The following is a 24885-nucleotide window of genomic DNA, read 5'->3' on the forward strand; positions in this document are numbered from 1 at the left end:
GGCGTGGCCATACTGGGGCCATGCCCAACCCCTCGCTCGGACGCCTCCGCCTGGTCGCCCAGGGGCTGGTGACCCGTCCGTGGGCGACGCCGACCGAGGCGGTGCGTGCCTTCGGCGCGATGCAGGGCCAAGACCTGCCGGGCGTGCTGGCCTCGGCCGCGCTGCGTACGACCTCGGGCGCCGCCGGTGACGTCATCGCCGCGCTCGACGCGGGGCGGCTCGTCCGTGGCTACCCGATGCGGGGCACGGTCTTCCTGATGACCGCCGACGACGTCACCTGGACGACCGAGCTCTGTGCCGCCCCGGCGATCCGGGCGGCCCGGTCGCGCCGCCCGCAGCTCGGCCTCGACGACGACCACGTCGAGCGGGCCCGGTCGGTCGCGGTCGAGGCGCTGTCCGAGCACCCGCTGTCGCGCACCGAGCTCGTCGCCCGCTGGAGCGAGGCGGGCCTGCCGACCGCCGAGGGGCGCGGCTACCACCTGCTCGGCGCGCTCATCCACGACACCACGCTGGTCTACGGGCCGTGGAACGGCACCGACCAGGACGTGGCCCTGTCGGAGACCTGGCTGCCGACCGGGCGCACGCTGGCGGAGCGCTTCAACGGCGACCGGGTCGCGGCCGTGGCCGAGATGCTGCGGCGCTACCTGCTCAGCCACGGACCAGCGACGGTCCGCGACTTCGCCTGGTGGACCAAGCTCACGCTGAGGGAGATCCGCGCCGCGTTGCCGGCGGTCGAGGGGGACCTGGAGCGTGACCCGGGCAGCGACGGGGAGCCTGCGTACTGGCGTCCGGGCCTGGTCGAGGAGGCGCGGGAGCTCGGCCGGGCGAGCGCCGCGCCGTTGCTGCTGCCGGGCTTCGACGAGTTGGTCCTCGGCTACGCCGACCGGCTCTTCGCGTTGACGCCTGACGAGCACGCCGCGCTGGTGCCGGGCAACAACGGGGTCTTCCGCAAGTCGGTGGTGCGCGGTGGCCGGGTTGTCGGCACGTGGGCCCGCGCCGGCCGCTCCTCCCGCCGTACGCTCGAGCTCACCGACTTCACGCCCCACTCACCGCGGCAGCGGGCCACCCTCGAGCGACTGTTCGCTGCGTACCCCTTCGTCAGCCCCTGAGCGCCGGACGGGCCAGCGGAAACTCCACGACCTCGTCGGCCACCGCCGCCAGCAGCGCCCGGTCGTGGGAGACCGCCAGCACGCCCATCCGGCGCCGCGCGACGTGGTCGCGCAGGTGGCTCCACAGCAGCGCCTGGGTGATGGCGTCGAGGCTGGCCGAGATCTCGTCGGCCAGCAGGTAGGACGGCTCGGTGACCAGGGCGCGAGCCAAGTTGACCCGCTGCAGCTCGCCGCCGCTCAGCTCGTGGGGGTAGCGGTCGAACCAGGCCGACTGCACGAGGTCGCCCTCGGCCAGCGACCGCTCGGCACCGTCGGGGCGGGCCTCGTCGAGCACCCGGCCGATCTTCCAGCGTGGGTTCATCGCGCGCTCGGGGTGCTGCAGCACCAGCTGCACCGGCCGCGGGCCGGCGATCGACGCGAGCGCTGCGCCGTCGACCTCTACGGTGCCGCGGGCGGGGACGTGCAGGCCGGCGAGGACGGCGGCCAGCGTCGACTTGCCGCAGCCGCTCGGGCCGAAGAGGCCGCGCACCTCGCCGGGAGCCAGGGTCAGGTGGTGGCCGGCGAGGATCCAGGGGCCACGGCCGTGCCGCGCCCACAGGTCGGTGCCGATCAGCACGCGACGTCCGCCATCTCCAGGAGCGCCGCGGCGGCCGGGACCGGCGCGTCGAGCAGCCGGGCGGCAGGCAGGGCGAAGCCGTTCTGCGGGAGCGCCTGCCACAGCGCCCGGCTGTAGGGGTGGCTCAGTGCGGAGCCGTCACCGGTGAACGCGCCGACCGGTGCCTCCTCCAGGGTGCGACCACGCTCGACGACCACGACCCGGTCGGCGACGGTGAGGGCGCCGGCGATCTCGTGGGTGATGAGCAGGACTGCGCGGCCGGCGTCGGCCAGGTCGCGCAGCCGCTGCAGGACCGCAGTGACGCTCTCCAGGGCCAGGCCGGGCGTCGGCTCGTCGGCGATCACCAGGGCCGGGTCACCCATCAGGGCGATCGCGGTGAGCACCCGGCGGCCCATGCCGCCGGAGAGCTGGTGGGGGTGCAGGCGCAGCACCGAGGGGTCGAGGCCCTGGGCGACGACGGCCTCCAGCGCGACCTGGCGGGTCCGGCGCGGGACACCGGCGAGCCGGGCGGCGCGGCGCACCTGGGCGCCGACGGTGGCGGTCGGGTCGAGGTGGCTGAGCGCCTGGGGGAGCAGGGCGATCCCGTGGCCGGCGAGCCGGCGGCGGGCGGCGAGGTCGACGTCGGTGCCCTGCCAGGTGACGCGGCCGGTCTCGGTGGCGTTGGGCGGCAGCAGGCCGAGCACGGCGTGGCCGAGCAGGCTCTTGCCGGCGCCCGAGGCGCCGACCAGCGCGACGACCTCGCCGGCGCGCACGTCGAGCGACATGTCGGCGACGGCCTGCACCTCGCGGCGGCGCAGGCCACGGTCGTACTGGGTGAACGAGACGGCCAGGTGGCTGACCTCGAGCAGGGGCTGGTGCTGGGAGCGGTGGTGGTCACAGGTGGGCACTCCTCGGGTCGACGAGCAGGCGTAGGTCCTCACCGATCCGGTCGATCAGCTTCACGATGACCAGGAGGGCGAGGCCGGGCAGGGCCGCGAGCCACCAGTGGCCGCGAGAGAGAGCGCATCGAGTCGGAGAGCAGGATGCCGATCGCGGGCTGGCCGGGGTCGATGCCCAGGCCGAGGAACGACAGCGCCGCCTCGTGCAGGATCGCGTGCGGGAACATCAGGACGACACCCACCGAGAAGTGCGGGACGAGGTGGGGGGCCAGGTGGTGGCGCGCCACGTGGGCGCGGCTGTGGCCCAGGGCGCGCGAGAGCGCGACGTAGTCGGCGCCGGTGGTCTCGCGGGCCTTGGAGACCAGGACGCGGGTCAGCCGCGGCCAGTGGGTCAGGCCGACGGCCAGGATGACGGCCTGGGTGCCGCCGCCCAGCGCGAAGGCCAGCAGGATCAGCAGCACCAGGTGGGGCAGCGCCAGGAAGAGGTCGACGAGCCAGTTGACGACGGCCGCCGCCCAGCGACCGCCGACCGTGGCCACCAGCGCCAGGACCAGTGCGATCGCCCCGGACATTAGCGCCGCCACCGTGCCGACGACGAGGCTGAGCCGCAGGCCGACCAGGGTCCGCTGGAAGAGGTCACGGCCGTAGGCGTCGGTACCGAAGAGGTGGTCGAGGGAGGGCGCCTGGTGGCGCTGGGCGAGGTCGGTCACGGCGGCCGGCCCGGCGGCCAGGGTGCCCGCGACGGCGACCGCCACGACGGTGAGCAGGGCGACGACCAGGCTCACGGTCGTACGCGTGCGCCGGTCGCCCCAGCGCGGGGCGGCGGTCGGGGCCGGGCGGGTGGCGGCGTCGGTGCTCATCGCACCCCCTCCCGGGCGTGCGGAGCGACGGCCCGGTGGGCCAGGTCGCCGAGCGAGTTGCCGATGAAGACGAGCAGGGCGGTGAAGAGGGCGACACCCATCAGCAGCGGGACGTCCTGGCGCAGCGCGGCGGTGGTGGTCGCCTGCCCCAGGCCGGGGTAGGTGAAGACCTGCTCGGCCAGCACGGCGCCGCCGATCAGCTCACCGATCGAGGCGAACTGCAGCATCAGGGCGGGCCCGGCGGCGTTGCGGGCGACCCGGTGCAGGACCAGGCCGGCGCCGCGCTCGCCCTGCGCGCGGGCGAAGGCGACCTGGTCGCTGGCCAGCACCTCGATGGTCTGCTGGCGGGTGTGCAGCATGACCGGCGAGATCCCGACGACGCTCAGCGTCAGGGCCGGCAGCACGAGGTGGTGCAGGCGCTCGAGCAGCGTGACCTCGCCGGGCAGCGCGCCGATCGGTCCGGCGCAGCAGACCGGAGTCCACTGCAGCGACACTGAGAAGACGTAGAGCAGCAGGAGGCCAACCCAGAAGGTCGGTGCGGAGGCGAGCGTGTACGCCCACCACGAGAGCACCCGGTCGAGCAGGCGGCCGTGGGTCGCGCCCGCGACCAGGCCCATCACGAAGCCGAGGACGCCGGAGAAGATCCAGGCCAGCGCCAGCAGGGCGAGGCTGGCGACGAAGCGGTCGGCGATGACGTCGACGACGGGCTCGCCGAAGACCACCGAGGTGCCGAGGTCGCCCTGGGCGAGGTTGCCGGCCCAGGCGGCGAAGCGCTGGACGGGCGGCTCGTCGAGGCCCCAGCGCTCCGCGATCTGGTCACGCTGCTCGGAGCTGATGACCGCGGTGTCGGCCCCGACGTAGGCCTCGATCGGGTCGACCGGGGAGCTGGTCATGAGGACGAACGTGCCCACTGCGACGGCGACCAGCAGGCTGGCCAGGCGCAGCAGGCGGCCCAGCACGGTGAGGACGACGCGGCGGGTGCCCGACTCGCCGGCGGGGGCGGGGTCCGGCGCGGAGGAGGCGGCCACGGAGTCGCCCGAGGTGTCGAGGAGGCTCACGAGTGCCACCGGCCCGCGGAGGGGCGCGTCGCCTGCGGCGGACGGCGGTGGGGCATCGGGTCTCCTTGTTGCCAACGACTGGCAATAAGACTAGGCCTTCTGTGGTCACCCTGTGCAGTCGGGGCGAAGATTTCACTACGGAGTGTTTGAAAAACAGCAGGAGTCTGCTCGTCGGCAGGGGCGGGCAGCCGGGAGGGCGACGCCGACCCTGAAGGGAGGGAGGGGTCAGCGTCGCCCGGCTCGGGGGTCGGGGCAGGAGTGCGGGGTCGTCCGGTGCGTCCCCGGGGCGGCGGTGTCGGACACCCTCTCCGGCGCCGCCGCCCTGGTTGACACGGCCGGTGGTCCGCCAGCGGCCACCCGGTGGGTGGTCAGCTCTGCCGCCGGCAGGACTCCGAGGCTCGAGGTGGTCATGCGGCCACCTCGATCCCCGTCGGCCGCCTCCTGAGCCACCGCGCGTGCCAGCCGGACCTGGTCGAGCGCGTGGTGGTCAGCCTCGGGCCCGGCAGCTGCATGGGCCGGGCAGCCCTCCCGCGAGGCGCGGAACGCCTCGAGGAAGTCGTGGGCAGGACGCCGCTGGTGCGGGACACCCTCCCAGTGTGCCCGTCGGACGGGGAGGAAGCCACCGACCAGACGGGGTATTGGTGCACCGGTGTGGAGGGCCGCGGTGAGCGTGTCACCTGGTCGCCCCGAGCGACCGTGCGGCCTCCACACCGATGCGACAGCTGTGCGCTGCCGCCCTCGCCGCCGTCGCGGCGAAGCTCGGTGTCCTCCGGGGGCGTCCGTGGTCGGGAACCCCGTCCGACGCCACCGGGAACCTGGGGTGACGGGCGCGGCTGCGTCGGACGAGGATCGCTCCCTGCGTCGCGGCCGGGACCAGGCCGCGCAGGGCGCGGCTCCGGTCCGAGGTCGCGGGCGGGGGGAGGGTCATCGGGACGGGCCCTTCGGGAGGAGGAAAGGTGCGGCAACCTCGCGCACGGCGGGAGGGCGCCTGCGACACTGCAGGTCGACACACGGTCACGGCTCGCGCGACGAACGCGGCCCGTGGCGCCCCGAGTGGGTCAGAATTGGCCCACGTCCACGAGGTCGTCGGAAGTTCGGCGGCCCGACCGAGCAGGAAGGGACTGCGCGCGGCGATCGGCTGGGCAGGCAACTGATGTACACGATCAAGCACGCCTCCGAGATGCTCGGGGTCAACGTCGCCACGCTGCGTGCGTGGGAGCGTCGCTACGGCATCGGCGCACCCCAGCGCACCGATGCCGGCTACCGGCTGTACGACGACGACGCGCTGCGGGCGCTCGGGACCATGCAGGCCCTGGTGCAGGAGGGAATGGCCCCGCGTCAGGCGGCCGAGGAGACGCGTCGCCGTCTCGACAGCGAGGCACCGTCCGCCCCGCCGGCTCCGGGTGGCGCGCTCGACGGTGCTGGGCCCGGGGACGGGGCCGAGGAGGCGACCGAGCGCCTGCTGCTGGCGGCCGAGCGGCTCGACGTCGCCGCGGTCTCGCGCCTGCTCGACCAGCGCTTCGCCCACGTCGCCCTCGAGACCGTCGTCGACGAGTGGCTCATGCCGGCGATGCGTGAGCTCGGACTGGCCTGGGCGTCGGGGCGGGTGACCGTCGCCGGTGAGCACATGGTCGCGCACGCCGTCGTGCGGAAGCTGTCGGCCGCGTACGAGGCTGCGGGGGCGGACGGGATCGGCCCCCGCGTCGTCGTCGGCCTCCCACCGAAGAACCGCCACGAGATCGGGCTGCTCGGCTTCGCGGTCGCGGCCCGGCGGGCCGGGCTGGCCACCACCTACGTCGGCGCCGACCTGCCGGTGACGGACTGGCTCGCCGCCGTCGAGGCCCGGCGTCCCGTGGCCGTGGTGCTGGCCGCCAGCATGACCCGCGACCTGGGCCACCTCGACTCGGTGGTCACGGCTCTGCACGACGCACACCCAAACCTGCTCGTCGCCGTCGGCGGCGGGCTCCAGGAGCGTACGCCGGAGTCGTGCCTGCGGCTCGGGCACCGGGTCGGCGAGGCTGCCCGCGAGCTCTCGCGCCGCGTCGCCGGCTGACGTCGCAAGGCGACACGCGGGACGGGTTGTCCGGAGTTCGCGCATCTGGTCCGCGTCGCCAGATCTGTCGCTACTGTCGGAAGCCAGACGGGTGCCCCACGCAACGCGCCCGGTGAGCGGGGGAGGGCCCTCACGTGCTGGTCCTGTCGACTCTGCTCTGCGCCGCGGTCTCGGCCCTGTTCCCGGTCGTCAACGCCGAGGTCTACGTGGCCTCGATCGCCGTGACCAGCGGCTCCAGCGTCTGGCTGGCACTCGCCGCGGCCGTGGGCCAGATGGTCGGCAAGTCGATCTGGTACCTCGCCGGCCTGGGCGGCACCCGGATCCCGTGGATCGCGACGAAGCTGGCCCGGCCGAAGTGGCAGGCGCGGCTGGAGAAGTGGCACGCGCGCACCGACGGTCGCCCGGTCGCGACCATGATGCTCTTCTTCGTCTCCGCGCTCACCGGCTTCCCGCCCTTCGCGGTGCTGTCGGTGCTCGCCGGGGTGCTGCGCCTGCGGCTCTGGGTCTTCCTGGTCGCCGGCACCGCCGGCCGGTTCCTGCGGTTCTGGGCGGTGGCCAGCTCGGGCGACCTGCTGGTGCAGGTCGCCCTGTCGCACTGACCGTCAGGTCAGCGCGGAGCCATCCCCTCTGTCAGCGCGGAGCCATCCGCAGTGCTCCGTCCATCCGGATGACCTCGCCGTTCAGGTAGTCGTGGTCGATGAGCGACAGCGCGAGCTGGGCGTACTCGTCGGGGCGGCCCAGGCGCTGCGGGAAGGGCACGCCGGCGGCGAGCGACGCGCGGAACTCCTCCGAGACGGTGGCCAGCATCGGGGTCTCGATGATGCCGGGGGCGATCGTCAGGACGCGGATGCCGAACTGGGCGAGGTCGCGCGCGGCGGGCAGGGTGAGGCCGACGATGCCGCCCTTGGAGGCGGAGTAGGCGGCCTGGCCGACCTGGCCGTCGTAGGCAGCGACCGAGGCGGTGTTGATGATGACGCCGCGCTGGTCGTGCTCGAGCGGCTCGGTGGCGGCGATCTTCTCGGCGGCCAGGGTCATCACGTTGAAGGAGCCGAGCAGGTTGACCTGGACGATCTTGGCGAAGAGGGCCAGGTCGTGCGGGCCCTTGCGGCTGAGGATGCGGGCCGACGGGCCGATGCCTGCGCAGTTGACCACCGTGCGCAGCGGCACGCCCGCACCGGCCGCGGTGTCGACCGCGCCCTGGACCTGCTCGGCGTCGGTGACGTCGACCGGCACGTAGGAGATGCCCTCGACGGCCGGGGCGTTCTCGATCGAGGCCGGGAGGTCGAAGGCGAAGACGGTCGCGCCTCGCTCGGCGAGGGCAGCGGCGGTGGCGGCGCCGAGGCCGGAGGCTCCGCCGGTGACGATCGCGGCGGTGTCGTTGACCTGCATGGTGATTCCTTCTCGGGTGTGACGCGGGGGCCCGGCGGTGTCTGGCTGTGCGGTGTCTGGCTGCGGTGGTGCGTGCTGAAGTCTGGCGGAGGGCGTCCGGGGAGGGCGTACAGGGAGGGCGTACGAGGTGGGGCTCAGGCCTCCGGGCCGGTGATCGCCGCCCGGCGCGCGGTCGAGCGAGCGGCTGATGACCATGCGCTGGATCTGGTTGGTGCCCTCGAAGATCTGCATGACCTTCGCCTCGCGCATGTAGCGCTCGACGGGGAAGTCGCGGGTGTAGCCGAAGCCGCCGAAGACCTGCACGGCGTCGGTGGTCACCTTCATGGCGTTGTCGGTGGCGACCAGCTTGGCGATGCTCGCCTCGCGGCTGAACTCCAGCCCCGCGTCCTTGAGGCGGGCGGCGTGCAGCGTGGTGGCGCGGGCGGTCTGCACGGCCGCCTCCATGTCGGCCAGCAGGAAGGCCAGACCCTGGTGGTCGATGATCCGCTCGCCGAAGGTCTCGCGCTGCTGCGCGTAGGCGACCGCCTGGTCGAGGGCGCCCTGGGCGAGGCCGGTGGCGACGGCGGCGATCCCGAGCCGACCGGAGTCGAGGCCGGCGAGCGCGATGCGCAGCCCGTCGCCCTCGGCGCCGAGACGGCGCTCGACGGGCACCCGGACGTCGTTGAAGAGCATGGTGGCCGTGGTCGAGCCGGTCAGCCCCATCTTCTTCTCGGGGTGGTCGGCGCTCAGGCCGGGGGTGTCCGCCGGGACCAGGAAGCAGGAGATGTCGTTGCGTCCCTCGCCGGTGCGCGCCATCACCTTGTAGAAGTCGGCCTCGCCGCCGTGCGTGGTCCACGCCTTCGCGCCGTTGAGGACGTACTCGTCACCGTCGAGGCGGGCGGTGGTGCGCATCGCCGCGGGGTCGGAGCCGGCGTGCGGCTCGGAGAGGCAGTAGGCGCCGAGCAGGTCGCCGCCCAGCATGTCGGGGAGCCACTGCTGCTTCTGCTCGTCGGTGCCGAAGGTGGCCAGGCCGAAGCAGGAGAGGGCGTGCACGCTGACGCCTACGCCGACCGACGACCAGACCGCGCCGATCTCCTCGAGCACCTGGAGGTAGACCTCGTACGGCTGCCCGCCGCCGCCGAGCTCCTCGGGGTAGGGCAGGCCCAGCACGCCCATCGAACCGAGCATCCGGAAGACGTCGCGCGGGAACGTCTCGGTGGCCTCGGACTGCGCGGAGCGGGGCAGCAGCTCCGTGGTCGCGACCTGTCGCACGAGGGAGAGCAGGTCGCGGGCCTCCGTGGTGGGCATGGTCCGGCGTGCAGGCATGGTGGCTCCTGGATGAGGTGTGTCAGTCAGGTGTCGACGGACCGGGCAACTGTAACGAGAGTCCCTCGCAGGCCGTGCCGTCCCACGGTCCGTCGCGGGCGTGGCGCAGGCGGAACGCGCCGTGGAATGCTGGCTCCCGCCCCGTGTACCCTTTCGTCAGACTTTTTCGTCGGGCGGTACGCCCGTGGGCACCCCCGTCGGACGTCCCGACGTGAGCGACAGGAGACATCAGTGAGCGACCTGACCGGCAAGACCATCGCTGTCCTCGGCGGCACCGGACCCCAGGGCCGCGGCCTGGCGCGTCGTTTCGCCACCGCTGGCTTGAGCGTGGTGATCGGCTCGCGTGGCGCGGAGAAGGCGGAGAAGGTCGCGGCCGAGCTGGCCGAGGCGACCGGTGGTGCGGTGACGGGTGCGGCCAACGCGGACGCTGCCGCGGCGGGTGACATCGTGCTGGTCGTGGTGCCGTGGGACGGCCACAAGGAGCTGCTCACCGAGCTGAAGCCGGTGCTGGGCGGCAAGATCGTGGTCGACTGCGTCAACCCGCTCGGTTTCGACAAGCAGGGCCCCTTCGCCCTGCAGGTCGAGGAGGGCTCTGCCACCCAGCAGGCGGCCGCGATCCTGACCGAGTCGACCGTGGTGGGTGCGTTCCACAACGTGAGTGCGGGCTGCTGGAGGACCCTGAGGTCGAGTCGATCGACTGTGACGTGCTGGTGCTGGGTGACGAGCGGGAGGCGACCGACCTGGTGCAGGCGCTGGCGGACACGGTGCCGGGGATGCGCGGGGTCTACGGCGGTCGTCGTCGCAATGCCCACCAGGTGGAGGCGTTCACGGCCAACCTGATCGCGATGAACAAGCGCTACAAGGCGCACGCAGGCAGGCGTGAGAATCACCGACATCTGAGGCGCCCTACTTCGCCCGAACGCCCGTTGCCCGCGCGCGCCGACGACTAGGTTTGCCCCGTGCGCAACGAATGGTTGGCTGTCTCGGCCGCAGCTCTGGTCATCGGGGCCACGGCTCTCTTCTTCGGCAGCCACCTCACCCCGCGGCCCACGGGCGACGGGGCGATCCTGCGGCTGGTGCACGCCGACCCCGACGCCTGGACCACCGCTGCGGTCGTGCTCATGGTCGCGTCGACGGGACTGCTCTTCGGGGTCTCCAGCATGACCCCGCTGGTGCGCGGCCGGGGCGTCGTCCCGGGGATCGTGGGCCTGCTCCTGCTCGCCTTCGCGGCCGTGGTGCTGGCGGGATTCGCGATGCAGCTGGTGCTGCTGCGGGCGCTCAGCGTGGAGGGCGGCGTGGACGCCGACTCGATGGCGGCGGCCATGCGGGACCCGCTGCAGCAGGGCATGCTCAAGGTCGGCTTCGGTGCCTTCTACGTCGGTGAGGTGATGCTGGCCCTGGCCTTCCTCCGCTCGGCCACCACGCCGCGCTGGGTCCCGGCCCTCTTCCTGCTGCACGTCGCGGCGATGGCCGTCGCCGTCGCGGCCGACATCGGCTTCCTCGAGGACCTGCCGTCGATCCTGATGGTGGCCGCCTTCGTCGGGGCGGCGATCTGCGCCAACCGGGGCGAGATCGCCGAGCAACGAGCCACGCGTACGCGGCGGGGCTGACCCCGGCTAGCGTCGAGGCATGTCGCACCGCATCTTCACCACGAGCGTCGCCTCGGTGCATCCGCACTACGTGGCGAAGGTGGAGAGGAAGGGGCGCAGCGTCGCGGAGCTGCACGAGGTGATCGCGTGGCTGACCGGGTTCGACGAGGCCGCCCTGCAGCGCCACCTCGCCGCGGGCACGACCTTCGAGGAGTTCTTCGCCGCTGCCGACCTCAACCCGGCTGCCGCCCTCATCACCGGCAGCGTCTGCGGCGTCAAGGTCCAGGAGGTCGACGACCCGTTGATGAAGCAGATCCGCACCTCGACAAGCTGGTCGACGAGCTGGCGAAGGGCCGTCCCATGGAGAAGGTGCTGCGCAGCTGAGCCCCGCCCCTGTGGTGGACTCCTGCCCGTGGATCTGGGACTGCAGGGCGCCGGCGCGCTCGTGACCGGCGGCAACCGTGGCATCGGACGGGCCACCGCGGCCGCGCTGGCGGCCGAGGGGGCGGAGGTCGTGCTGCTCGGGCGTGACGAGGTGTCGCTGGAGGCGGCCGTGGCCGAGACCGGGGCCGTCGGCCACGTCGTTGCCGACACGACCGACGACGCGGCGGTGCGCTCCGCCGTCGCTGCGGCGGTGGCGATGCTCGACCGGCTCGACGTCGTGGTCAACTGCGCCGCTCCCCGCGCCGCGGCCGGAGCACCGACCGGCCTCGACGACCTGGACGAGACCGACGTGCTGAGCCACGTCGACACCAAGGTGCTCGGCTACCTGCGCGTGGTCCGTGCCGCTGCTCCGCACCTGCGTGAGCGCGGGGGACAGGTCGTCAACATCTCCGGCACCAACGCCCGCGTGACCGGCAACGTCGGTGGCTCCATCCGCAACATCGGCGTGGTTGCGCTGACCAAGAACCTGGCCGACGAGCTCGGACCCGACGGCGTCAGCGTCGTCTGCGTGCACCCCGGTCTGACGGTCACTGAGCGCAACGCCGGGGACGCGGCGTACGCGGAGCAGGCCGCCGCCTCCAACGCGCTCGGCGTCGCGCAGACGGCCGCCGACGTGGCAGCCCTGGTCACCTTCCTGGCCTCGCCGCTCGGTCGGGTGGCCAACGGTGCAGTGGTGACCGCGGACGGCGGGCGTCCGGGCCACATCTGGGCCTGAACCCGCCTGTGACCCGTGTGGCGCCGGGGACTTCTGCGATTTCGCGGGCGGCCTGCCGATGGGAGGCGTACCGTCGGAATCACCACCTGGACCAAGGAGTCACCATGCGGTATCTCGACCTGCCGGAGCAGACGCGACTGTCGCTGTTGCGCGGCTTCGTCGAGCGGTCGTGGCACGCACCGAAGCTCTCCGCCGAGGAGGCAGCGATGCTGCACGCGCGCATCGGTGACCCGCAGGCGTACGAGGACGGGTTGCGCCTGCGCGCCGTGCTCGACGCCGTGCACGCAGCGGGCGACTTCGCGGCCCTCAACGCGGCGGAGAACGCCTACGACGACGTGGCGACCGAGCTCAACGCCCGCTACGGCGACGGTCTCGTGGTGCTCAGCACCGAGGCCGAGGAGCTCGGGCTGAAGGGCTTCCGTGGCCAGGGCTTCGAGACCCGCTCGAGCGTGCTCGTGGGTGAGGAGCGCGCCGCCAGCTGAGGCTGGCCGCGTCGACGCCGCTCAGGGTCGCCAGTCAGGCGGCGGGTCCTCCCCGACGAGGCCGTCGACCGACTCGCGTAGCAGGTCTGCGTGCCCCGTGTGGCGTCCGTACTCCTCGACCAGGTCGCAGACCAGGCGCCGCAGGCTGGCGTGCCCGCCGCGCCCGTCGTCGGCCTGCGTCGGCTGGTCGATCCCCCGTCCGCCAGCGCTGCCTGCAACCGCTCGCGCGACGCCGCGACCGCGTCGTCGTAGAGGGCGTACAGCTCGGCCGCCGACTGCTCGCCGGCTGAGCGGAGGTCCCAGTCAGGGGTGGAGTCCCAGTCGGCGGTGTTCCACGGCGGGCCGGGGTCACGCCCGAAGGCCTTCCAGGTGAGCTGGATGCTCTCCACCGCCGCGAGGTGCTTCAACAGGCCGCCGAGGGTGAGGCTGGAGGCGCCCACCGTGGCAGCCAGCCCCGCGTCGTCCAGGCCGGAGGCCTTCCAGCGGAAGGTCCACCTCAGCCGGTCGAGCATGCCGAGCAGGTGCTCGACGTCGCTGCCTGCGGTGGGTGGCTCCCACGGGGGCGGGGCGGACTGGTCGGGCGGGTCCTCGGGCTGCTGGCTCATGCCACTCACCGTAGGACCGCGCGCCGACAACTCGCCAGCGTCAGTCCTCGCCGTCGGCCGACCGCGGTGTCCGGTCCCGCAACCACGTGGTGGTGCCCGGCGCCAGCCCCTTCAGCTTGGGGCGCTCGAGCACCGGTGTGACGACCAGGGCCGCGTCCTCGTCCTCCAGCGACCACTTCAGCGCGTGGTAGACCCGCGACAACGACTCGGTGCTCTCCACCAGGACGAGCCCCGGCCCCGCCACCCGCAGCTCCGTCCACGGGCCCTCGAGCCGCGCCACCTCGTCGTCCGGCAGGGGAGCGGCGGTCCACGCGAGGAAGACGGTCATGCGCACATCCTGCCGCCAGCACCCTTGCGGGGGCGCACCTGGCGACCGAAGATCGAGGGACGACCCACCCCCAGGGTCCCTTCTCGGAGGAGGACGCATGTCCCACCAGGTCACCACCGCATCCCCGCCGGCCCCCGGCGGTCGGCGGAGCTCGCCGCTCAGCATCGCCGTCTGGATCGGCGTCGCCCTCGTCGGCGCCGTCTGCTGGAGCGTGCTGGCGCTGTCGCGCGGCGAGGAGGTCTCCGCGCTGTGGATCCTCTTCGCGGCCCTCGCGTCGTACGCCATCGCGTACCGCTTCTACGCGCGCTGGATCGCGCGCCGGGTGCTGGAGGTCGACGCGACCCGCGCCACCCCGGCCGAGCGGCTGGAGAACGGCCGCGACTTCGACGTCACCGACCGCCGCGTCCTCTTCGGCCACCACTTCGCCGCCATCGCCGGCGCCGGCCCGCTGGTGGGCCCCGTGCTGGCCGCGCAGATGGGCTACCTGCCCGGCACGATCTGGATCATCGTCGGCGTCATCCTGGCCGGCGCCGTGCAGGACATGGTCGTCCTCTTCTTCTCGATGCGCCGCGACGGCAAGAGCCTGGGGCAGATGGTCCGCGAGGAGATCGGCGTGGTCGGCGGCATCGCCGCCCTGATCGCCGTCTTCGCCATCATGATCATCATCCTGGCGGTGCTGGCGCTGGTCGTCGTCAACGCGCTCGCCGAGTCGCCGTGGGGCGTCTTCTCGATCGGCCTGACCATCCCGATCGCCCTCTTCATGGGCTTCTACCTGCGCGTGCTGCGGCCCGGTCGGGTGATGGAGGTGACCGCGATCGGCGTCGTGCTGCTGATGCTCGCGATCATCGGTGGCGGCTACGTCGACGACTGGGGCTGGGGCGAGGCGCTCACCCTCTCGAAGGAGCAGCTGACCCTCGGCCTGGTGGTCTACGGCTTCGTCGCCTCGATCCTTCCGGTCTGGATGCTGCTCACCCCGCGCGACTACCTGTCGACCTTCATGAAGGTCGGCGTGATCGTGCTGCTCGCCATCGGCCTCGTGCTCGCCGCCCCGACGCTGCAGAACGACGCGGTCAGCTCGTTCGCGCTCGACGGTGACGGCCCGGTCTTCGCGGGCAAGCTCTTCCCGTTCGTCTTCATCACGATCGCCTGTGGTGCGTTGTCGGGCTTCCACGCGCTGATCTCGTCGGGCACGACCCCGAAGATGGTCGCCAAGGAGCCGCAGGTGCAGATGATCGGCTACGGCGGCATGCTGATGGAGTCGTTCGTCGCCATCTCCGCGCTGATCGCGGCCAGCGTCATCGACCCCGGCCTCTACTTCGCGATCAACTCACCGGCCGGCGCCACCGGCCTCGACGCGGCGACCGCGTCGGAGTTCGTCGCCGGGCTGGGCTTCACGATCTCGCCCTCGGACCTGCAGGCCGCTGCCGCGTCGGTCGAGGAGGGCACGTTGATCTCCCGCACCGGTGGCGCACCGACGCTGGCCTTCGGCATGTCGTTGGTCTTCACGGAGGCGTTCGGGGGCGGGCTGGCCGCCTTCTGGTACCACTTCGCGATCATGTTCGAGGCGCTCTTCATCCTCACCGCCGTCGACGCCGGCACCCGGGTGGGCCGCTTCATGCTGCAGGACACCATCGGCAACATCTGGCCGAAGTACGGTGACCTGGCCTGGCTCCCCGCGTCGTGGTCGGCGAGCGCGGTCGTCGTCGGGCTCTGGGGCTACATGCTGTACGTCGGTGTCACCGACCCGCTCGGCGGCATCAACCAGCTCTTCCCGCTCTTCGGCATCGCCAACCAGCTGCTCGCGGCCATCGCGCTGACCCTCTGCGTGACGCTGCTGATCAAGCACGGCAAGGTGAAGTGGGCGTGGGTGCCGGGCATCGGACTGGCGTGGGACCTCATCGTCACCATGACGGCCAGCTGGCAGAAGGTCTTCTCCGACAACCCCGCCATCGGCTACTTCAGCCAGCGCACCCGCTACGCCGACGCGCAGGAGGCCGGTGAGCTGCTCGCCCCGGCGACCGACCAGTCCCAGATGGACCAGATCATCTTCAACTCGACCCTCAACGGCACCCTCCAGGCGACCTTCGCGCTGCTGGTGCTCGTCGTGGTGCTGAACGCGTTCTGGATCTGGGTCAAGGCCATCCGTGCGGGCGGGCTGCCCACCACGGAGGTGCCGAAGGTGGAGTCGCGGATCGTCGCCCCGGCCGACTTCTTCGCCACCGCCGAGGAGCGTGAGGCGATGGTCCGCTGGGAGACCGAGCACGGCCACCGGGAGCGCGTGGGGGCGGGTGACGAGCGATGAGGGGCGTGCCCGACCTCGTACGCGACGCCGTGGGAGGGGTGCGGTGGTACCTGCGCCAGGCCTCCGGCGAGGCGAAGTGGGACGAGTACGTCGACCGGTGCCGCGCCGAGGGACGCACCCCGATGACGCGGCGCGAGTTCGAGCGGCACCGCGACGCCCACCGGGAGGCCTCGGCCCGTACGAGCTGCTGCTGAGGCGTCTCGGGGGGCTCGACGCAGCGGCGCGGCGCCAGTAGCGTCGAGAGGCATGAGCGCCCGACCCGTACCCCTCGTCCTGTCGACGGAGCCCTTCACCACCCCCACGCAGGTCGACCTGCCGGACGACGTCGTCGTGGTCCTGCTCCGCCACGAGTGCGTGACGATGGAAGAGATCGTCGAGATCTTCGACGGCGGCTTCACCGTGCTGTCCGGGCTGGAACCGATCGGTCCCGGATTCGCCTGCTACGACGGCGACGTGAGTGCCACCTTCGACCTCACGTTGGGGTTCCCGGTCGGCGTGCACGCCCAAGGGCTGCCGGCGGACCTGCCGGACGGTGTGGAGCACGGCAAGTTCCCGGACGGGCCGGCGTGGGTGGTGAGCCACCGCGGGGCCTACGACGGCCTCCCCGAGGCGTGGGCCGGGCTCCTGGCCGCGGTCGGCGCTGAAGGTGCCGAGGACGGGAGCCGGTTCGTCGAGATCTACGTCGACGACCCGTCCCGGACCGCGCCGGAGGAGCTGCGCACGGACCTCGTGCTCCTGCCGGCGAGCGCAGCGAAGCTCTGACCTCGGGGGCCGTTGCTCTCCTGCTGGAGATGCCTCACCAAGGATCTGACGAGCCCGAAGCACACCCCCACTCGCCCTTCTCGGCCTCGGGCGAGCCCAGCTACTGGGACCGCTTGGCCGCCGAGCTGCAGCAGGTGCGCGCCTCGTTGGGGAACCCGTCGTACGTCGAGATCGCGCAGCGCATCACCGACCGCCGGGTCGCCGCGGGAGTCCGTCCGGAGGCCGCCCGGGTGGCCCGGACGATCGTCTACGACGCCTTCCGCACGGGCCGCAAGCGGATGGACCGGCGCTGCACCGCGAGATCGCCGACGCCCTGGGCGCGAGCGCGGACGAGGTGGAGGAGTGGATGCAGCGGGCCCGCCGCCCGGCGTTGGTGATGATCGGCAGCGTCCTGCTCAACATCCTCGGCCGCGAGACCGTCCACCTCCTGGGGATCCCGCTCTACCTCGACATGCTCGGCACGGCGGTCGCCGCCTTCACCCTCGGGGTCTGGCGCGGCGTCGCCGTCGCGCTGGTCACCAACCTGATCGGCGTCGTCGTCTCCGGACCGGCGTCCCTGCCCTTCGCCCTGGTCAACGCGACGGGTGCGCTGGTGTGGGCCCTCGGCGCCCGTCGGTGGGGCTGGGGTCGGACCCTGCCCCGCTTCCTCGGGCTCAACCTCGTCACCGCCGTGGCCTGCTCGGCGGTGGCGGTCCCGATCCTGCTGGCGCGTTACGCCGGCTCGATCGGCCACGGGCAGGACGTGCTGACCACCCGGTTGATGACGCTGACCGATCAGTTCGTCTTCTCGGTCAGCGCCGCCAACCTCATCACGTCGTCCGGCGACAAGTTGATCAGCGGCTTCGTCGCGCTCGTCATCGTGTCGGCGCTGCCCGCCTCCTACGGCGGGGCAGCGGTCTGGTGCTGGCCGAGCCCGGCTCCACGTCCCCGGTGCGGGGAGCCTGACTCAGCCAGAGCCCTCGACCCAGGCTCCTCCAAGTCAAGGTCACTCGACGGCCACGTGTGGGACGTCGCGGGGAGTCCGGACGGTTCCCGAACACGGGTCGGGGTGAGGATGGGGGCATGACCGACACCTCGCGCCCCCGCTGGTTCACCGAGACCAAGGACGGCCACTCGCAGTGGTACGTCGACCGCTTCCGCACGCTCGCGGCCGAGGGGGCCGACCTCCTCGGCGAGGCCCGCTTCGTCGACATGCTCGTGGAGCGCGGGTCCCGCATCCTCGACGCCGGGTGCGGTGCCGGACGGATGGCCGGCGCGCTCACGGCCATGGGCCACACGGTGTGGGGCCTCGATGCCGACCCCGTGCTCATCGAGGCGGCCGAGGTCGACCACCCCGGGCCGACGTACGCCGTCGTCGACCTGAGCGAGCTCACGCTGGCCGACGTCGGCGGCGAGCCCGTCGACCTGGTGGTCTGCGCCGGCAACGTCATGGTCTTCGTGGCCCCCGGCACCGAGCGCACGGTGCTCGAGAACCTCTGCGCCGTCGTACGCCCCGGCGGTCGCGTCGTGGTCGGCTTCCGGCGCGACGAGGCCTACCCCTTCGAGGAGTACGACGCCGACCTCGCCGACCTGGCCGAGCGCGGCGTGGCGCGGGTGGAGCACCGCTTCGCGACGTGGCACCTGGACCCGTTCGAGGCCGACTCGGACTTCGCGGTGACGGTCCTGCGGGTGGGCTGAGGGAGCCACGGACCCCGCACGGAGGGACGGAGCTGACGGACAGGGCTCACCTTCACGCCCCCCACGGCCGCGAGGGTGAGCCCACCGTCGCAGACGATTGAAGACGACAGTGCGGGAACCCGTCCAGCCCGGCAGGGAGGTCCGGACGAACCCGAACAGACTCCCCACGGAAGCCTCGGACAGCGCCGTTCAGGGTTAGCCTCGTGCCGGTCCGTCCTGCCGGGACGGTGACTCTCGGGAGTGTGGACGTGTCTGACGTGAGGACCTCGGACGAGGTGGTCCTGCGGTTGCAGGCGCTGCGGCGCAGCGCCGGGGAGCCGTCGTACGCCGAGATCGCCCGCCTCGTCGCGCGGGTGCGTACGGCCAGGGGAGTGGCGCCGAGGTCGCGATGCCGGCCCGCACCACCGTCTACGACGCGTTCCGCCTGGGGCCGCCGACTCGACCGCGACCTCGTCGCGGACATGACCGAGGCCCTCGAGCTCGAGGCCGCCCGGCTGGGCGCCCGCGCCGTCGCCGTCAGCGAGCAGGTCCCGGACGAGTCCGAACAGCTGCCGGAGCCAGCGTCCGCGGAGCACCAAGGGCCGACCCGGCGCCAGCGGAGCGCCCTGCTCGTCGTCTGCCTGCTGGTCAACCTGGCCGGCATGGCCTTCATCGACGCCCTCCGCATCCCGGTCTGGCTGGACATGATCGGCACGGCCGTCGCCGCCATCGCGCTCGGCCCGTGGTGGGGGGTGCTGGTGGGCGTGAGCAGCAGCGGCCTGGACGGTCTGCTCACCGGCGCAGCCGGCTTCTGGTTCACCCCGGTCACCGCGCTGGGTGCGCTGATCTGGGGATACGGGGCGCGGACCTTCGGCATGGCCCGGACCACGGGCCGCTTCCTGCTGCTCAACCTGGCGGTGGCCTCCGCGAGCACGGCCCTGGCCGCGCCGATCACCTGGCTGGTCTTCTCCGGCTACACGCCGCACGACTCCTCAGCCCTGACCGCGAGCCTGGTCGAGCACCTGCCGTGGCTGCTGCTGGCCGCCTTCGTGTCGAACCTGGTCTTCTCCGTGCTCGACAAGATGATGACCGGCTTCATCTCGCTGGCGGTGGTGGACGCCCTCACCCAGCGCTGGCCCTGGCTGGCGGCGGCCCTGCGCCGGTGAGCGCTCGGGTCAGGCCGGTTGAGTACCCGTGCGGAGGTCACCCGGCGCCGTGGGGGCGCAGACTGGCCCCATGAGCGCTGACCTCGCTGCCCCCGGCCCCGTGCCGACCGTCCCTGCCCGTGCCGGTTCCCGTGCGACGGCGGTGCTGCTGGCCGCCGTGGTCCTGGCCCTCGTCGCCGCCGCGACGTGGTTCGCCTGGCTGGGCTGGGACGACGAGTACCACGTCGTCGACGGCGAGCAGCAGGGGCCGTACCGCGCCTGGCAGGTGGTGGGCGCGGGACTGACCCTCGTCGTGGCCACCGCGCTGGCCCAGCTCCGGGCGCGCACGGGGTGGGCGGTCATGGTGCTCCCGGCGGCCGCGACCCTCGGGTTCGCGGTGCCGTGGTCGGTGCACGCGGCGGCCACCGACGACAGTGGTCTCTTCCTGGTCGGCGCCGTCCTGCTCGTCATCGGTGCGGGCGTCGGGCTCTCGCTGGTGGCGATGGTGACGTACTTCCTCCAGCGCGCCGTGCATCCCACGACGCAGGGCCCCGTACGCCGGAGCTGAGGCGCGCGATGGAGTTCGAGTTCACCGGTGAGCTGGTCGAGTGGCGCGGACCTGCGCCCTACCACTTCGTCGACGTACCCGAGGAGGTCAGCGTCGACATCAAGGCGGCCGCGCAGGGGCTCGAGTACTGGGGACAGGTGCCGGTGGCTGCCCGCATCGAGGGCCTGGAGTTCACGACGGGGCTCTTCCCGCGCGACGGTCGCTACCTGCTGCCCGTGAAGGACGCCGTACGCAAGCCGCTGGGCCTCAAATTGGGTGAGGTGCTGCGGGTGGAGATGTCGGTGGGGCGGCGCTGATCTCGCGCCTCGATCTCCCCAGTTCGGGCGATGCCATTCGAACACAGGTTCGAATAGGTTGGAGTCATCCACTCGGGAGGTGACCCATGCAGACCAGTGACCAGCACCCGTCGACGCATCCGTTGACCACGGTCGTGGGCCTGCTGCGTGAGCAGGTGAAGTCGGTCGGTGACCTCGAGCCGGTCTTCATGGTGACGCGCGACAAGGCCGACGTGCTGGGCGAGCTGGTGGCGCTGGAGTCGCAGGTGGCTGAGCTGCGTCTACGGGTGATGGTCGCGGCAGGAGACGTGGCCGAGATGTCGGGAGACCGGTCTGTGGCGTCCTGGCTGGCGCGTACGCAGCGACTCCGGCGGGGTGACTGCGCGGCGGATGCCCGACTGGCCGACGCGTTGGACCGTGACCTGCCCGTGCTGTCGCACGCGCTGCGGGAGGTGGCCGTCAACCTGGACCAGGCGCGGGTGATCGCGCACGCGGTGGGGGAGCTGCCTGACTCGGTGGGTCGGGAGGTGGTGGCGCTGGCCGAGGCGGAGCTGGTGCGACTCGCTGCGGTGCACGCCCCGAAGGAGCTGGCGGTGCTGGGGCGCCGGATCCTGGAGATCGTCGATCCCCAGCGCTTCGAGGACGAGGAGCGTCGTCGGCTGGAGAACGCCGAGAGGCGCGCGGCCGAGCGCCAGCGGCTGCGCCTGCGCGCCGTCGGTGACGGGCCGACCCGGATCTCCGGCGTCGTGCCGGACGCGGTGGCCGCCCGGTTGGCGACCTACCTGCATGCCTTCACCAACCCCCGGTTGGCCGACGGGGCGGTGCGCGGTTCCGCAGACGACGCGAACGCCCACAGCGGTACGCAGCGTGGCTTCGGCAGTCCCGTCAGCCACCCGCGCCGTCTCGCCGAGGCGTTCGGCCAGCTGCTGGAGACGCTCGACCCGGCGCGTCTGCCGGTCCACGGTGGCGACGCCACGAACGTGACGGTGACGATCTCGTTGGACGCGCTGCGTACGGGGATCGGGGTGGCGACGCTGGGCAACGGCGTCCCGGGCGACGGCTTCGACACGATCACCGCCGCGCAGGCGAGGCGGCTGGCGTGCAACGCCCGGATCATCCCGGCCGTGCTGGGTGCGGAATCGGAAGTCCTTGACCTGGGCCGCGGATCACGGCTCTTCTCCAAGGCGCAGCGCCGGGCGTTGCTGCTCCGAGACGTCACCTGTCGCGCGCAAGGGTGCGACATCCCCGGCACCTGGTCCGAGGCGCACCACCTGGTGCCCTGGAGCGAGGGCGGCGCCAGCGACCTCGACAACGCGGCCTTGCTCTGCTCCCACCATCACCACCGCGCGCACGACGCCGCGTACGACCTGACGCGTCTGGCCAACGGGGATCTCCGCTTCCATCGCCGCAGATAGCCGATGAGCAGGTGGGTTGCTCAGGGTTGATCGCGTGCGACCTCGATGCCTCGCGCCACCACCCCGACGAGGAAGAGGTAGGCGCCCGGTGCGCCGAAAAAGACGGCGCCAAGCCATGCAATGGTCATGACCTCGAGCCGCATCCCGTCGAAGGTGAGTCCCGCGACGGCCAACAGGATCGTCCCGCCCACGAAGTAGAGCAGCGGAGGCGGTGTGTTGACGGGTCCCTTTGGCATGGGCGGAGTATGCCAGCGTTGGCGCCTCCGTAATGGTTTCGTTCTCAGAGTGGCCCGAACGCCTGACGCACCTCCACCTCGAGGTCCAGTGTCTCGAGCACGGTCAGCAGTTGCCGCTCCTCGTAGCGGAAGTGCGACTCCATGATGGCGGCGATCCCTTCGAGGTGACGGTCCAGCTCCGTGGGCCCCGCTGCTCGATCGACTGCTGCCTGCAGGCCGGTGAGCAGGTGGGCGATCATCGAGTGATCCTGCTCCAGGTACCTGATGGTCTCCGCCAGCTCGGGATGCTGCGCCACGATGGCGGGGAACAGCGCCCGGTCCTCTCCCTCGTGGTGGGCTGTCAGAGCCGCGCAGAACCCGTGACAGAAGAGCAACAGCTCGCGTGCTGCTGCGCCCTTCTCGGCAGTCGGGTCAGCCACGGCGGCGCGCGTCACCGCCAACGCCTGCCTCAAGCGGTCGTGGACCAGCCGCATCTCATGGCTCCAGGCCACGAAGCGGGTCCTGTCGAGCCGCATCTTCTCGCCCTCAGTCACAGGAGAGCGAAGGGAATGATCGACTCATGGCGACCTCCTTCGGTTCGGCGCCTCCATGCCTGACACGGTCTGTCACCGACACGCGACGCTGCCCGCAGGCTAGCCGATCGCGAGCGGGGCGTCAGCCGGTGAGCTTCGCCTTCACGTACGCCACGATCGCGTTGGCGTGGCCGTGGCCCAGGCCGTGGTCGTCCTTGAGCCACGCCACGACCTCCATGTGGGGGTGGTGGTCGAGGCGGTCGGCGGCGAGGTCGAGCCACGCCTGCACGGGGCGCCCGTAGGTCTTCTCGATGCTCGGGAAGTACGACGCCGGGCCCTTCGGCTTCTCGCCGTCGGCGATGACGGGAGCCAGCACACGGTGTTCGGTCATGGGCGTCACCGTAGCGAGCCGCGGGCCCGGCGTCAGCCCGCGAGCAGGGCCGCGTACGACGAAGGCCCGCCACCGCGACTGCGGTGACGGGCCCTCGTACGAGCAGGAGCGATCAGCCCTTGGCGGCCTTGCGGGCGCGCGACGCGGTCTTGGCGCGCTCGCCGGCGTTGAGCACGACCTTGCGGATGCGCACGGTCTCGGGGGTGACCTCGACGCACTCGTCCTCGCGGCAGAACTCCAGGCACTGCTCCAGCGACAGCTTCTTCGGCGGGATCAGCTTCTCGAAGTTGTCAGAGGTGGCGGACCGGATGTTGGTCTGCTGCTTCTCCTTGGTGATGTTGACGTCCATGTCGTCGGCGCGCGAGTTCTCGCCGACGATCATGCCCTCGTACACCTCGGTGGTCGGGTCGACGAACATGGTGCCGCGCTCCTGGAGCGAGGTCATCGCGTACGCCGTCGCCGCACCGGCGCGGTCGGCGACCAGCGAGCCGTTGTTGCGCGAACGGATCTCGCCGGCCCACGGGCCGTACTGCTCGAAGACGTGGGCCGCCATGCCGGTGCCGCGGGTGATGGTCATGAACTCGGTCCGGAAACCGATCAGGCCACGCGCCGGGACGATGAACTCCATGCGGATCCAGCCGGTGCCGTGGTTGGTCATGCCCTCCATGCGGCCCTTGCGGTTGGCGAGGAGCTCGGTGATCGGGCCGAGGTACTCCTCGGGGGCGTCGATCGTCAGGCGCTCGATCGGCTCGTGGACCTTGCCGTCGACGAGCTTGGTGACGACCTGCGGCTTGCCGACGGTGAGCTCGTAGCCCTCGCGACGCATCTGCTCGACCAGGATGGCGAGCGCGAGCTCACCACGGCCCTGGACCTCCCAGGCGTCGGGACGCTCGGTCGGGAGGACGCGGAGCGACACGTTGCCGATGAGCTCGGAGTCGAGGCGGTCCTTGACCAGACGGGCGGTGACCTTCGAGCCCTTCACCTTGCCGGCCAGCGGCGAGGTGTTGGTGCCGATGGTCATCGAGATCGCGGGCTCGTCGACGGTGATCAGCGGCAGGGCCACCGGGTTCTCCGCGTCGGCCAGCGTCTCGCCGATCATGATGTCGGGGATGCCCGCGATGGCGACGATGTCGCCGGGGCCCGCCGTGGTGCCGGGGACGCGCTCGAGGCCCTCGGTGACCAGCAGCTCGGTGATCTTGACGTTCTTGACGGTGCCGTCCCCCTTCATCCACGCCACGGTCTGGCCCTTGTTGAGGGTGCCCTGGTGGATGCGCATGAGCGCGAGCGGCCGAGGAACGGCGAGGAGTCCAGGTTGGTGACGTGGGCCTGGAGCGGCGCGCCCTCGGTGTAGGTCGGGGCGGGGATGGTCTCGAGGATCGTCTTGAAGAGCGGCTCGAGGGTCGCCGTCGGGAGGGTCGCGTTCTTCGGGCTTCTCGAGCGAGGCGATGCCGGCCTTGCCCGAGGCGTACACGACGGGAAGTCGAGCGCGTCGGCGGAGTGGCTGTCGTCGAGCAGGCCATGAAGAGCTCGTACGTCTCGTCGACGACCTCGTCGATGCGGGCGTCGCCGCGGTCGACCTTGTTGACGACCAGCACGACCGGCATGTCGGCGTTGAGCGCCTTGCGCAGCACGAAGCGGGTCTGGGGAGCGGGCCCTCGGAGGCGTCCACCAGCAGCACGATGCCGTCGACCATCGACAGGCCGCGCTCGACCTCGCCACCGAAGTCGGCGTGGCCGGGGGTGTCGATGATGTTGATGACCATGCCGTCGGGCGCGCTGGGGCCCGAGTAACGCACGGCGGTGTTCTTCGCGAGGATCGTGATGCCCTTCTCGCGCTCCAGGTCGCCGGAGTCCATGACGCGCTCGGCCACGTTCTCGGCCTCCCGCTCCGTGAAGGCGCCGGCCTGGCAGCATGGCGTCGACGAGCGTGGTCTTGCCGTGGTCGACGTGGGCGACGATGGCGACGTTGCGCAGGTCGTTCCTGCGGAGGTCAGTCATGAGGTCGTGAGATCACTTCCGTTGTGGGAGGGGTCCGGGTCGATGCCCCGGTGGGGCCGACCGACGGCGGCGCACCCACTCGGGCGAACCCCGAGGCAGCACACGTCCGGACGCGTAGCCGGAACCAGTCTACGGCCTAGTGAGGAAAGGTTTTCCTTCCGTGCGCGTGTGCTACGTCTCGCCTAGGCTCGCCCG

Annotated in this window: 26 protein-coding genes and 1 pseudogene; 16 read left to right on the forward strand and 11 right to left on the reverse strand. The window is 72.1% G+C overall.

Annotated elements, in window-relative coordinates; genetic code table 11:
• The first annotated feature begins 20 nt into the window (after positions 1-20).
• Positions 21-1109 (forward strand): winged helix DNA-binding domain-containing protein, encoded by a 1089-nt coding sequence (locus tag E2C04_RS03325; RefSeq protein WP_135831538.1) that lies wholly within the window; start codon positions 21-23, stop codon positions 1107-1109.
• Here the strand turns inward: E2C04_RS03325 and E2C04_RS03330 are convergent.
• Genes E2C04_RS03330 through E2C04_RS03345 form a run of 4 tightly spaced genes read right to left on the reverse strand, consistent with a single transcriptional unit; the run spans position 1099 to position 4521 of the window.
• Entirely contained in the window at positions 1099-1725 is a 627-nt protein-coding gene (locus E2C04_RS03330; protein WP_135831539.1) for an ABC transporter ATP-binding protein, read from the reverse strand. The genes E2C04_RS03325 and E2C04_RS03330 overlap by 11 nt on opposite strands.
• Positions 1719-2612, reverse strand: coding sequence for an ATP-binding cassette domain-containing protein (locus E2C04_RS03335; protein WP_238694408.1), 894 nt, complete (start codon positions 2610-2612; stop codon positions 1719-1721). The genes E2C04_RS03330 and E2C04_RS03335 overlap by 7 nt, the downstream gene beginning before the upstream one ends.
• A 29-nt stretch (positions 2613-2641) precedes the next feature.
• The gene (locus tag E2C04_RS03340) at positions 2642-3463 is read right to left on the reverse strand and encodes an ABC transporter permease (RefSeq protein ID WP_202977880.1); all 822 of its coding nucleotides are present in this window, start codon (positions 3461-3463) and stop codon (positions 2642-2644) included.
• A complete protein-coding gene (locus E2C04_RS03345; RefSeq protein WP_229721334.1) occupies positions 3460-4521 on the reverse strand; it encodes an ABC transporter permease in 1062 nt (353 codons plus the stop codon). The genes E2C04_RS03340 and E2C04_RS03345 overlap by 4 nt, the downstream gene beginning before the upstream one ends.
• Before the next feature lie 1153 nt (positions 4522-5674).
• On the opposite strand from E2C04_RS03345, the gene E2C04_RS03350 reads away from it, so the two are divergent.
• Together E2C04_RS03350 and E2C04_RS03355 are read left to right on the forward strand one after the other, a co-directional pair.
• Entirely contained in the window at positions 5675-6574 is a 900-nt protein-coding gene (locus E2C04_RS03350) for a MerR family transcriptional regulator (protein ID WP_135831540.1), read from the forward strand.
• A 134-nt stretch (positions 6575-6708) separates the two neighbouring features.
• Positions 6709-7173, forward strand: a complete 465-nt coding sequence (locus tag E2C04_RS03355) for a VTT domain-containing protein (RefSeq protein WP_135831541.1) — start codon at positions 6709-6711, stop codon at positions 7171-7173.
• Positions 7174-7204: 31 nt separating this feature from the next.
• On the opposite strand, the gene E2C04_RS22225 is transcribed toward E2C04_RS03355, so the two are convergent.
• Entirely contained in the window at positions 7205-9268 is a 2064-nt protein-coding gene (locus E2C04_RS22225; RefSeq protein ID WP_135831542.1) for an SDR family NAD(P)-dependent oxidoreductase, read from the reverse strand.
• A 231-nt stretch (positions 9269-9499) separates the two neighbouring features.
• Between E2C04_RS22225 and E2C04_RS03365 the strand changes: the two genes are divergently transcribed.
• The 3 genes from E2C04_RS03365 to E2C04_RS03380 all read left to right on the forward strand — a co-directional run bounded on the left by E2C04_RS03365 (position 9500) and on the right by E2C04_RS03380 (position 12016).
• Complete coding sequence (locus tag E2C04_RS03365; RefSeq protein ID WP_238694409.1) at positions 9500-10108, forward strand: NADPH-dependent F420 reductase; 609 nt, start codon at positions 9500-9502, stop codon at positions 10106-10108.
• A 119-nt stretch (positions 10109-10227) separates the two neighbouring features.
• Positions 10228-10878, forward strand: coding sequence for a hypothetical protein (locus E2C04_RS03370; protein ID WP_135831543.1), 651 nt, complete (start codon positions 10228-10230; stop codon positions 10876-10878).
• A gap of 19 nt (positions 10879-10897) precedes the next feature.
• Complete coding sequence (locus E2C04_RS03380; protein WP_238694410.1) at positions 10898-12016, forward strand: SDR family oxidoreductase; 1119 nt, start codon at positions 10898-10900, stop codon at positions 12014-12016.
• A 358-nt stretch (positions 12017-12374) separates the two neighbouring features.
• On the opposite strand, the gene E2C04_RS22230 is transcribed toward E2C04_RS03380, so the two are convergent.
• On the reverse strand, positions 12375-13103 hold the full coding sequence (locus tag E2C04_RS22230) for a mycothiol transferase (protein ID WP_477529294.1): 729 nt from the start codon (positions 13101-13103) through the stop codon (positions 12375-12377).
• A 40-nt stretch (positions 13104-13143) separates the two neighbouring features.
• Positions 13144-13431, reverse strand: a complete 288-nt coding sequence (locus E2C04_RS03395) for a hypothetical protein (RefSeq protein ID WP_135831546.1) — start codon at positions 13429-13431, stop codon at positions 13144-13146.
• 97 nt (positions 13432-13528) lie between these two features.
• Here E2C04_RS03395 and E2C04_RS03400 point away from each other — a divergent pair, with 97 nt between their 5' ends.
• From E2C04_RS03400 to E2C04_RS03445, 10 genes are all read left to right on the forward strand, one after another.
• The gene (locus E2C04_RS03400) at positions 13529-15733 is read left to right on the forward strand and encodes a carbon starvation CstA family protein (protein ID WP_135831547.1); all 2205 of its coding nucleotides are present in this window, start codon (positions 13529-13531) and stop codon (positions 15731-15733) included.
• Positions 15730-15927 carry a YbdD/YjiX family protein gene (locus tag E2C04_RS03405; RefSeq protein WP_135831548.1) on the forward strand — a complete coding sequence of 66 codons (198 nt, stop codon included), beginning with the start codon at positions 15730-15732 and terminating at the stop codon, positions 15925-15927. Before E2C04_RS03400 ends, E2C04_RS03405 begins: the two co-directional genes overlap by 4 nt.
• A 52-nt stretch (positions 15928-15979) precedes the next feature.
• On the forward strand, positions 15980-16495 hold the full coding sequence (locus E2C04_RS03410) for a GyrI-like domain-containing protein (protein ID WP_135831549.1): 516 nt from the start codon (positions 15980-15982) through the stop codon (positions 16493-16495).
• A 29-nt stretch (positions 16496-16524) separates the two neighbouring features.
• Complete coding sequence (locus E2C04_RS03415) at positions 16525-16872, forward strand: hypothetical protein (RefSeq protein WP_135831550.1); 348 nt, start codon at positions 16525-16527, stop codon at positions 16870-16872.
• Positions 16842-17561, forward strand: coding sequence for a hypothetical protein (locus E2C04_RS03420; RefSeq protein WP_135831551.1), 720 nt, complete (start codon positions 16842-16844; stop codon positions 17559-17561). Before E2C04_RS03415 ends, E2C04_RS03420 begins: the two co-directional genes overlap by 31 nt.
• A complete protein-coding gene (locus tag E2C04_RS03425) occupies positions 17558-18172 on the forward strand; it encodes a class I SAM-dependent methyltransferase (RefSeq protein WP_135831552.1) in 615 nt (204 codons plus the stop codon). The genes E2C04_RS03420 and E2C04_RS03425 overlap by 4 nt, the downstream gene beginning before the upstream one ends.
• Positions 18173-18420: 248 nt before the next feature.
• Complete coding sequence (locus E2C04_RS03430) at positions 18421-19317, forward strand: ECF transporter S component (protein WP_135831553.1); 897 nt, start codon at positions 18421-18423, stop codon at positions 19315-19317.
• A gap of 70 nt (positions 19318-19387) precedes the next feature.
• Positions 19388-19864 carry a hypothetical protein gene (locus tag E2C04_RS03435; RefSeq protein ID WP_135831554.1) on the forward strand — a complete coding sequence of 159 codons (477 nt, stop codon included), beginning with the start codon at positions 19388-19390 and terminating at the stop codon, positions 19862-19864.
• Positions 19865-19872: 8 nt separating this feature from the next.
• On the forward strand, positions 19873-20160 hold the full coding sequence (locus E2C04_RS03440; RefSeq protein ID WP_135831555.1) for a DUF1905 domain-containing protein: 288 nt from the start codon (positions 19873-19875) through the stop codon (positions 20158-20160).
• Positions 20161-20246: 86 nt separating this feature from the next.
• A complete protein-coding gene (locus E2C04_RS03445; protein ID WP_135831556.1) occupies positions 20247-21554 on the forward strand; it encodes an HNH endonuclease signature motif containing protein in 1308 nt (435 codons plus the stop codon).
• Between the two features lie 20 nt (positions 21555-21574).
• Here the strand turns inward: E2C04_RS03445 and E2C04_RS03450 are convergent, their stop codons facing one another.
• The 4 genes and pseudogenes from E2C04_RS03450 to typA all read right to left on the reverse strand — a co-directional run bounded on the left by E2C04_RS03450 (position 21575) and on the right by typA (position 24690).
• Complete coding sequence (locus E2C04_RS03450; protein ID WP_135831557.1) at positions 21575-21790, reverse strand: hypothetical protein; 216 nt, start codon at positions 21788-21790, stop codon at positions 21575-21577.
• A gap of 44 nt (positions 21791-21834) precedes the next feature.
• Positions 21835-22323, reverse strand: coding sequence for a hemerythrin domain-containing protein (locus E2C04_RS03455; protein ID WP_135831558.1), 489 nt, complete (start codon positions 22321-22323; stop codon positions 21835-21837).
• Between the two features lie 121 nt (positions 22324-22444).
• Positions 22445-22693 (reverse strand): DUF4287 domain-containing protein, encoded by a 249-nt coding sequence (locus E2C04_RS03460; RefSeq protein WP_135831559.1) that lies wholly within the window; start codon positions 22691-22693, stop codon positions 22445-22447.
• A gap of 112 nt (positions 22694-22805) precedes the next feature.
• Positions 22806-24690 (reverse strand): annotated as a pseudogene (typA, locus tag E2C04_RS03465) (translational GTPase TypA).
• Positions 24691-24885: the final 195 nt, after the last annotated feature.

The sequence above is a fragment of the Nocardioides daphniae genome (assembly GCF_004777465.1).
Taxonomy (GTDB): Bacteria; Actinomycetota; Actinomycetes; order Propionibacteriales; family Nocardioidaceae; genus Nocardioides; species Nocardioides daphniae.

Excerpts from the sequence above, each read along its gene's own strand:
- E2C04_RS22225 (WP_135831542.1), bottom strand. The coding sequence starts at position 9,268 with ATGCCTGCACGCCGGACCATGCCCACCACGGAGGCCCGCGACCTGCTC.
- E2C04_RS03450 (WP_135831557.1), bottom strand. The coding sequence starts at position 21,790 with ATGCCAAAGGGACCCGTCAACACACCGCCTCCGCTGCTCTACTTCGTG.
- E2C04_RS03420 (WP_135831551.1), top strand. The coding sequence starts at position 16,842 with ATGCAGCGGGCCCGCCGCCCGGCGTTGGTGATGATCGGCAGCGTCCTG.
- E2C04_RS03425 (WP_135831552.1), top strand. The coding sequence starts at position 17,558 with ATGACCGACACCTCGCGCCCCCGCTGGTTCACCGAGACCAAGGACGGC.
- E2C04_RS03440 (WP_135831555.1), top strand. The coding sequence starts at position 19,873 with ATGGAGTTCGAGTTCACCGGTGAGCTGGTCGAGTGGCGCGGACCTGCG.
- E2C04_RS03325 (WP_135831538.1), top strand. The coding sequence starts at position 21 with ATGCCCAACCCCTCGCTCGGACGCCTCCGCCTGGTCGCCCAGGGGCTG.
- E2C04_RS03405 (WP_135831548.1), top strand. The coding sequence starts at position 15,730 with ATGAGGGGCGTGCCCGACCTCGTACGCGACGCCGTGGGAGGGGTGCGG.
- E2C04_RS03340 (WP_202977880.1), bottom strand. The coding sequence starts at position 3,463 with ATGAGCACCGACGCCGCCACCCGCCCGGCCCCGACCGCCGCCCCGCGC.
- E2C04_RS03410 (WP_135831549.1), top strand. The coding sequence starts at position 15,980 with ATGAGCGCCCGACCCGTACCCCTCGTCCTGTCGACGGAGCCCTTCACC.
- E2C04_RS03395 (WP_135831546.1), bottom strand. The coding sequence starts at position 13,431 with ATGACCGTCTTCCTCGCGTGGACCGCCGCTCCCCTGCCGGACGACGAG.
- E2C04_RS03380 (WP_238694410.1), top strand. The coding sequence starts at position 10,898 with ATGTCGCACCGCATCTTCACCACGAGCGTCGCCTCGGTGCATCCGCAC.
- E2C04_RS03400 (WP_135831547.1), top strand. The coding sequence starts at position 13,529 with ATGTCCCACCAGGTCACCACCGCATCCCCGCCGGCCCCCGGCGGTCGG.
- E2C04_RS22230 (WP_477529294.1), bottom strand. The coding sequence starts at position 13,103 with ATGAGCCAGCAGCCCGAGGACCCGCCCGACCAGTCCGCCCCGCCCCCG.
- E2C04_RS03460 (WP_135831559.1), bottom strand. The coding sequence starts at position 22,693 with ATGACCGAACACCGTGTGCTGGCTCCCGTCATCGCCGACGGCGAGAAG.
- E2C04_RS03435 (WP_135831554.1), top strand. The coding sequence starts at position 19,388 with ATGAGCGCTGACCTCGCTGCCCCCGGCCCCGTGCCGACCGTCCCTGCC.
- E2C04_RS03415 (WP_135831550.1), top strand. The coding sequence starts at position 16,525 with ATGCCTCACCAAGGATCTGACGAGCCCGAAGCACACCCCCACTCGCCC.
- E2C04_RS03445 (WP_135831556.1), top strand. The coding sequence starts at position 20,247 with ATGCAGACCAGTGACCAGCACCCGTCGACGCATCCGTTGACCACGGTC.
- E2C04_RS03350 (WP_135831540.1), top strand. The coding sequence starts at position 5,675 with ATGTACACGATCAAGCACGCCTCCGAGATGCTCGGGGTCAACGTCGCC.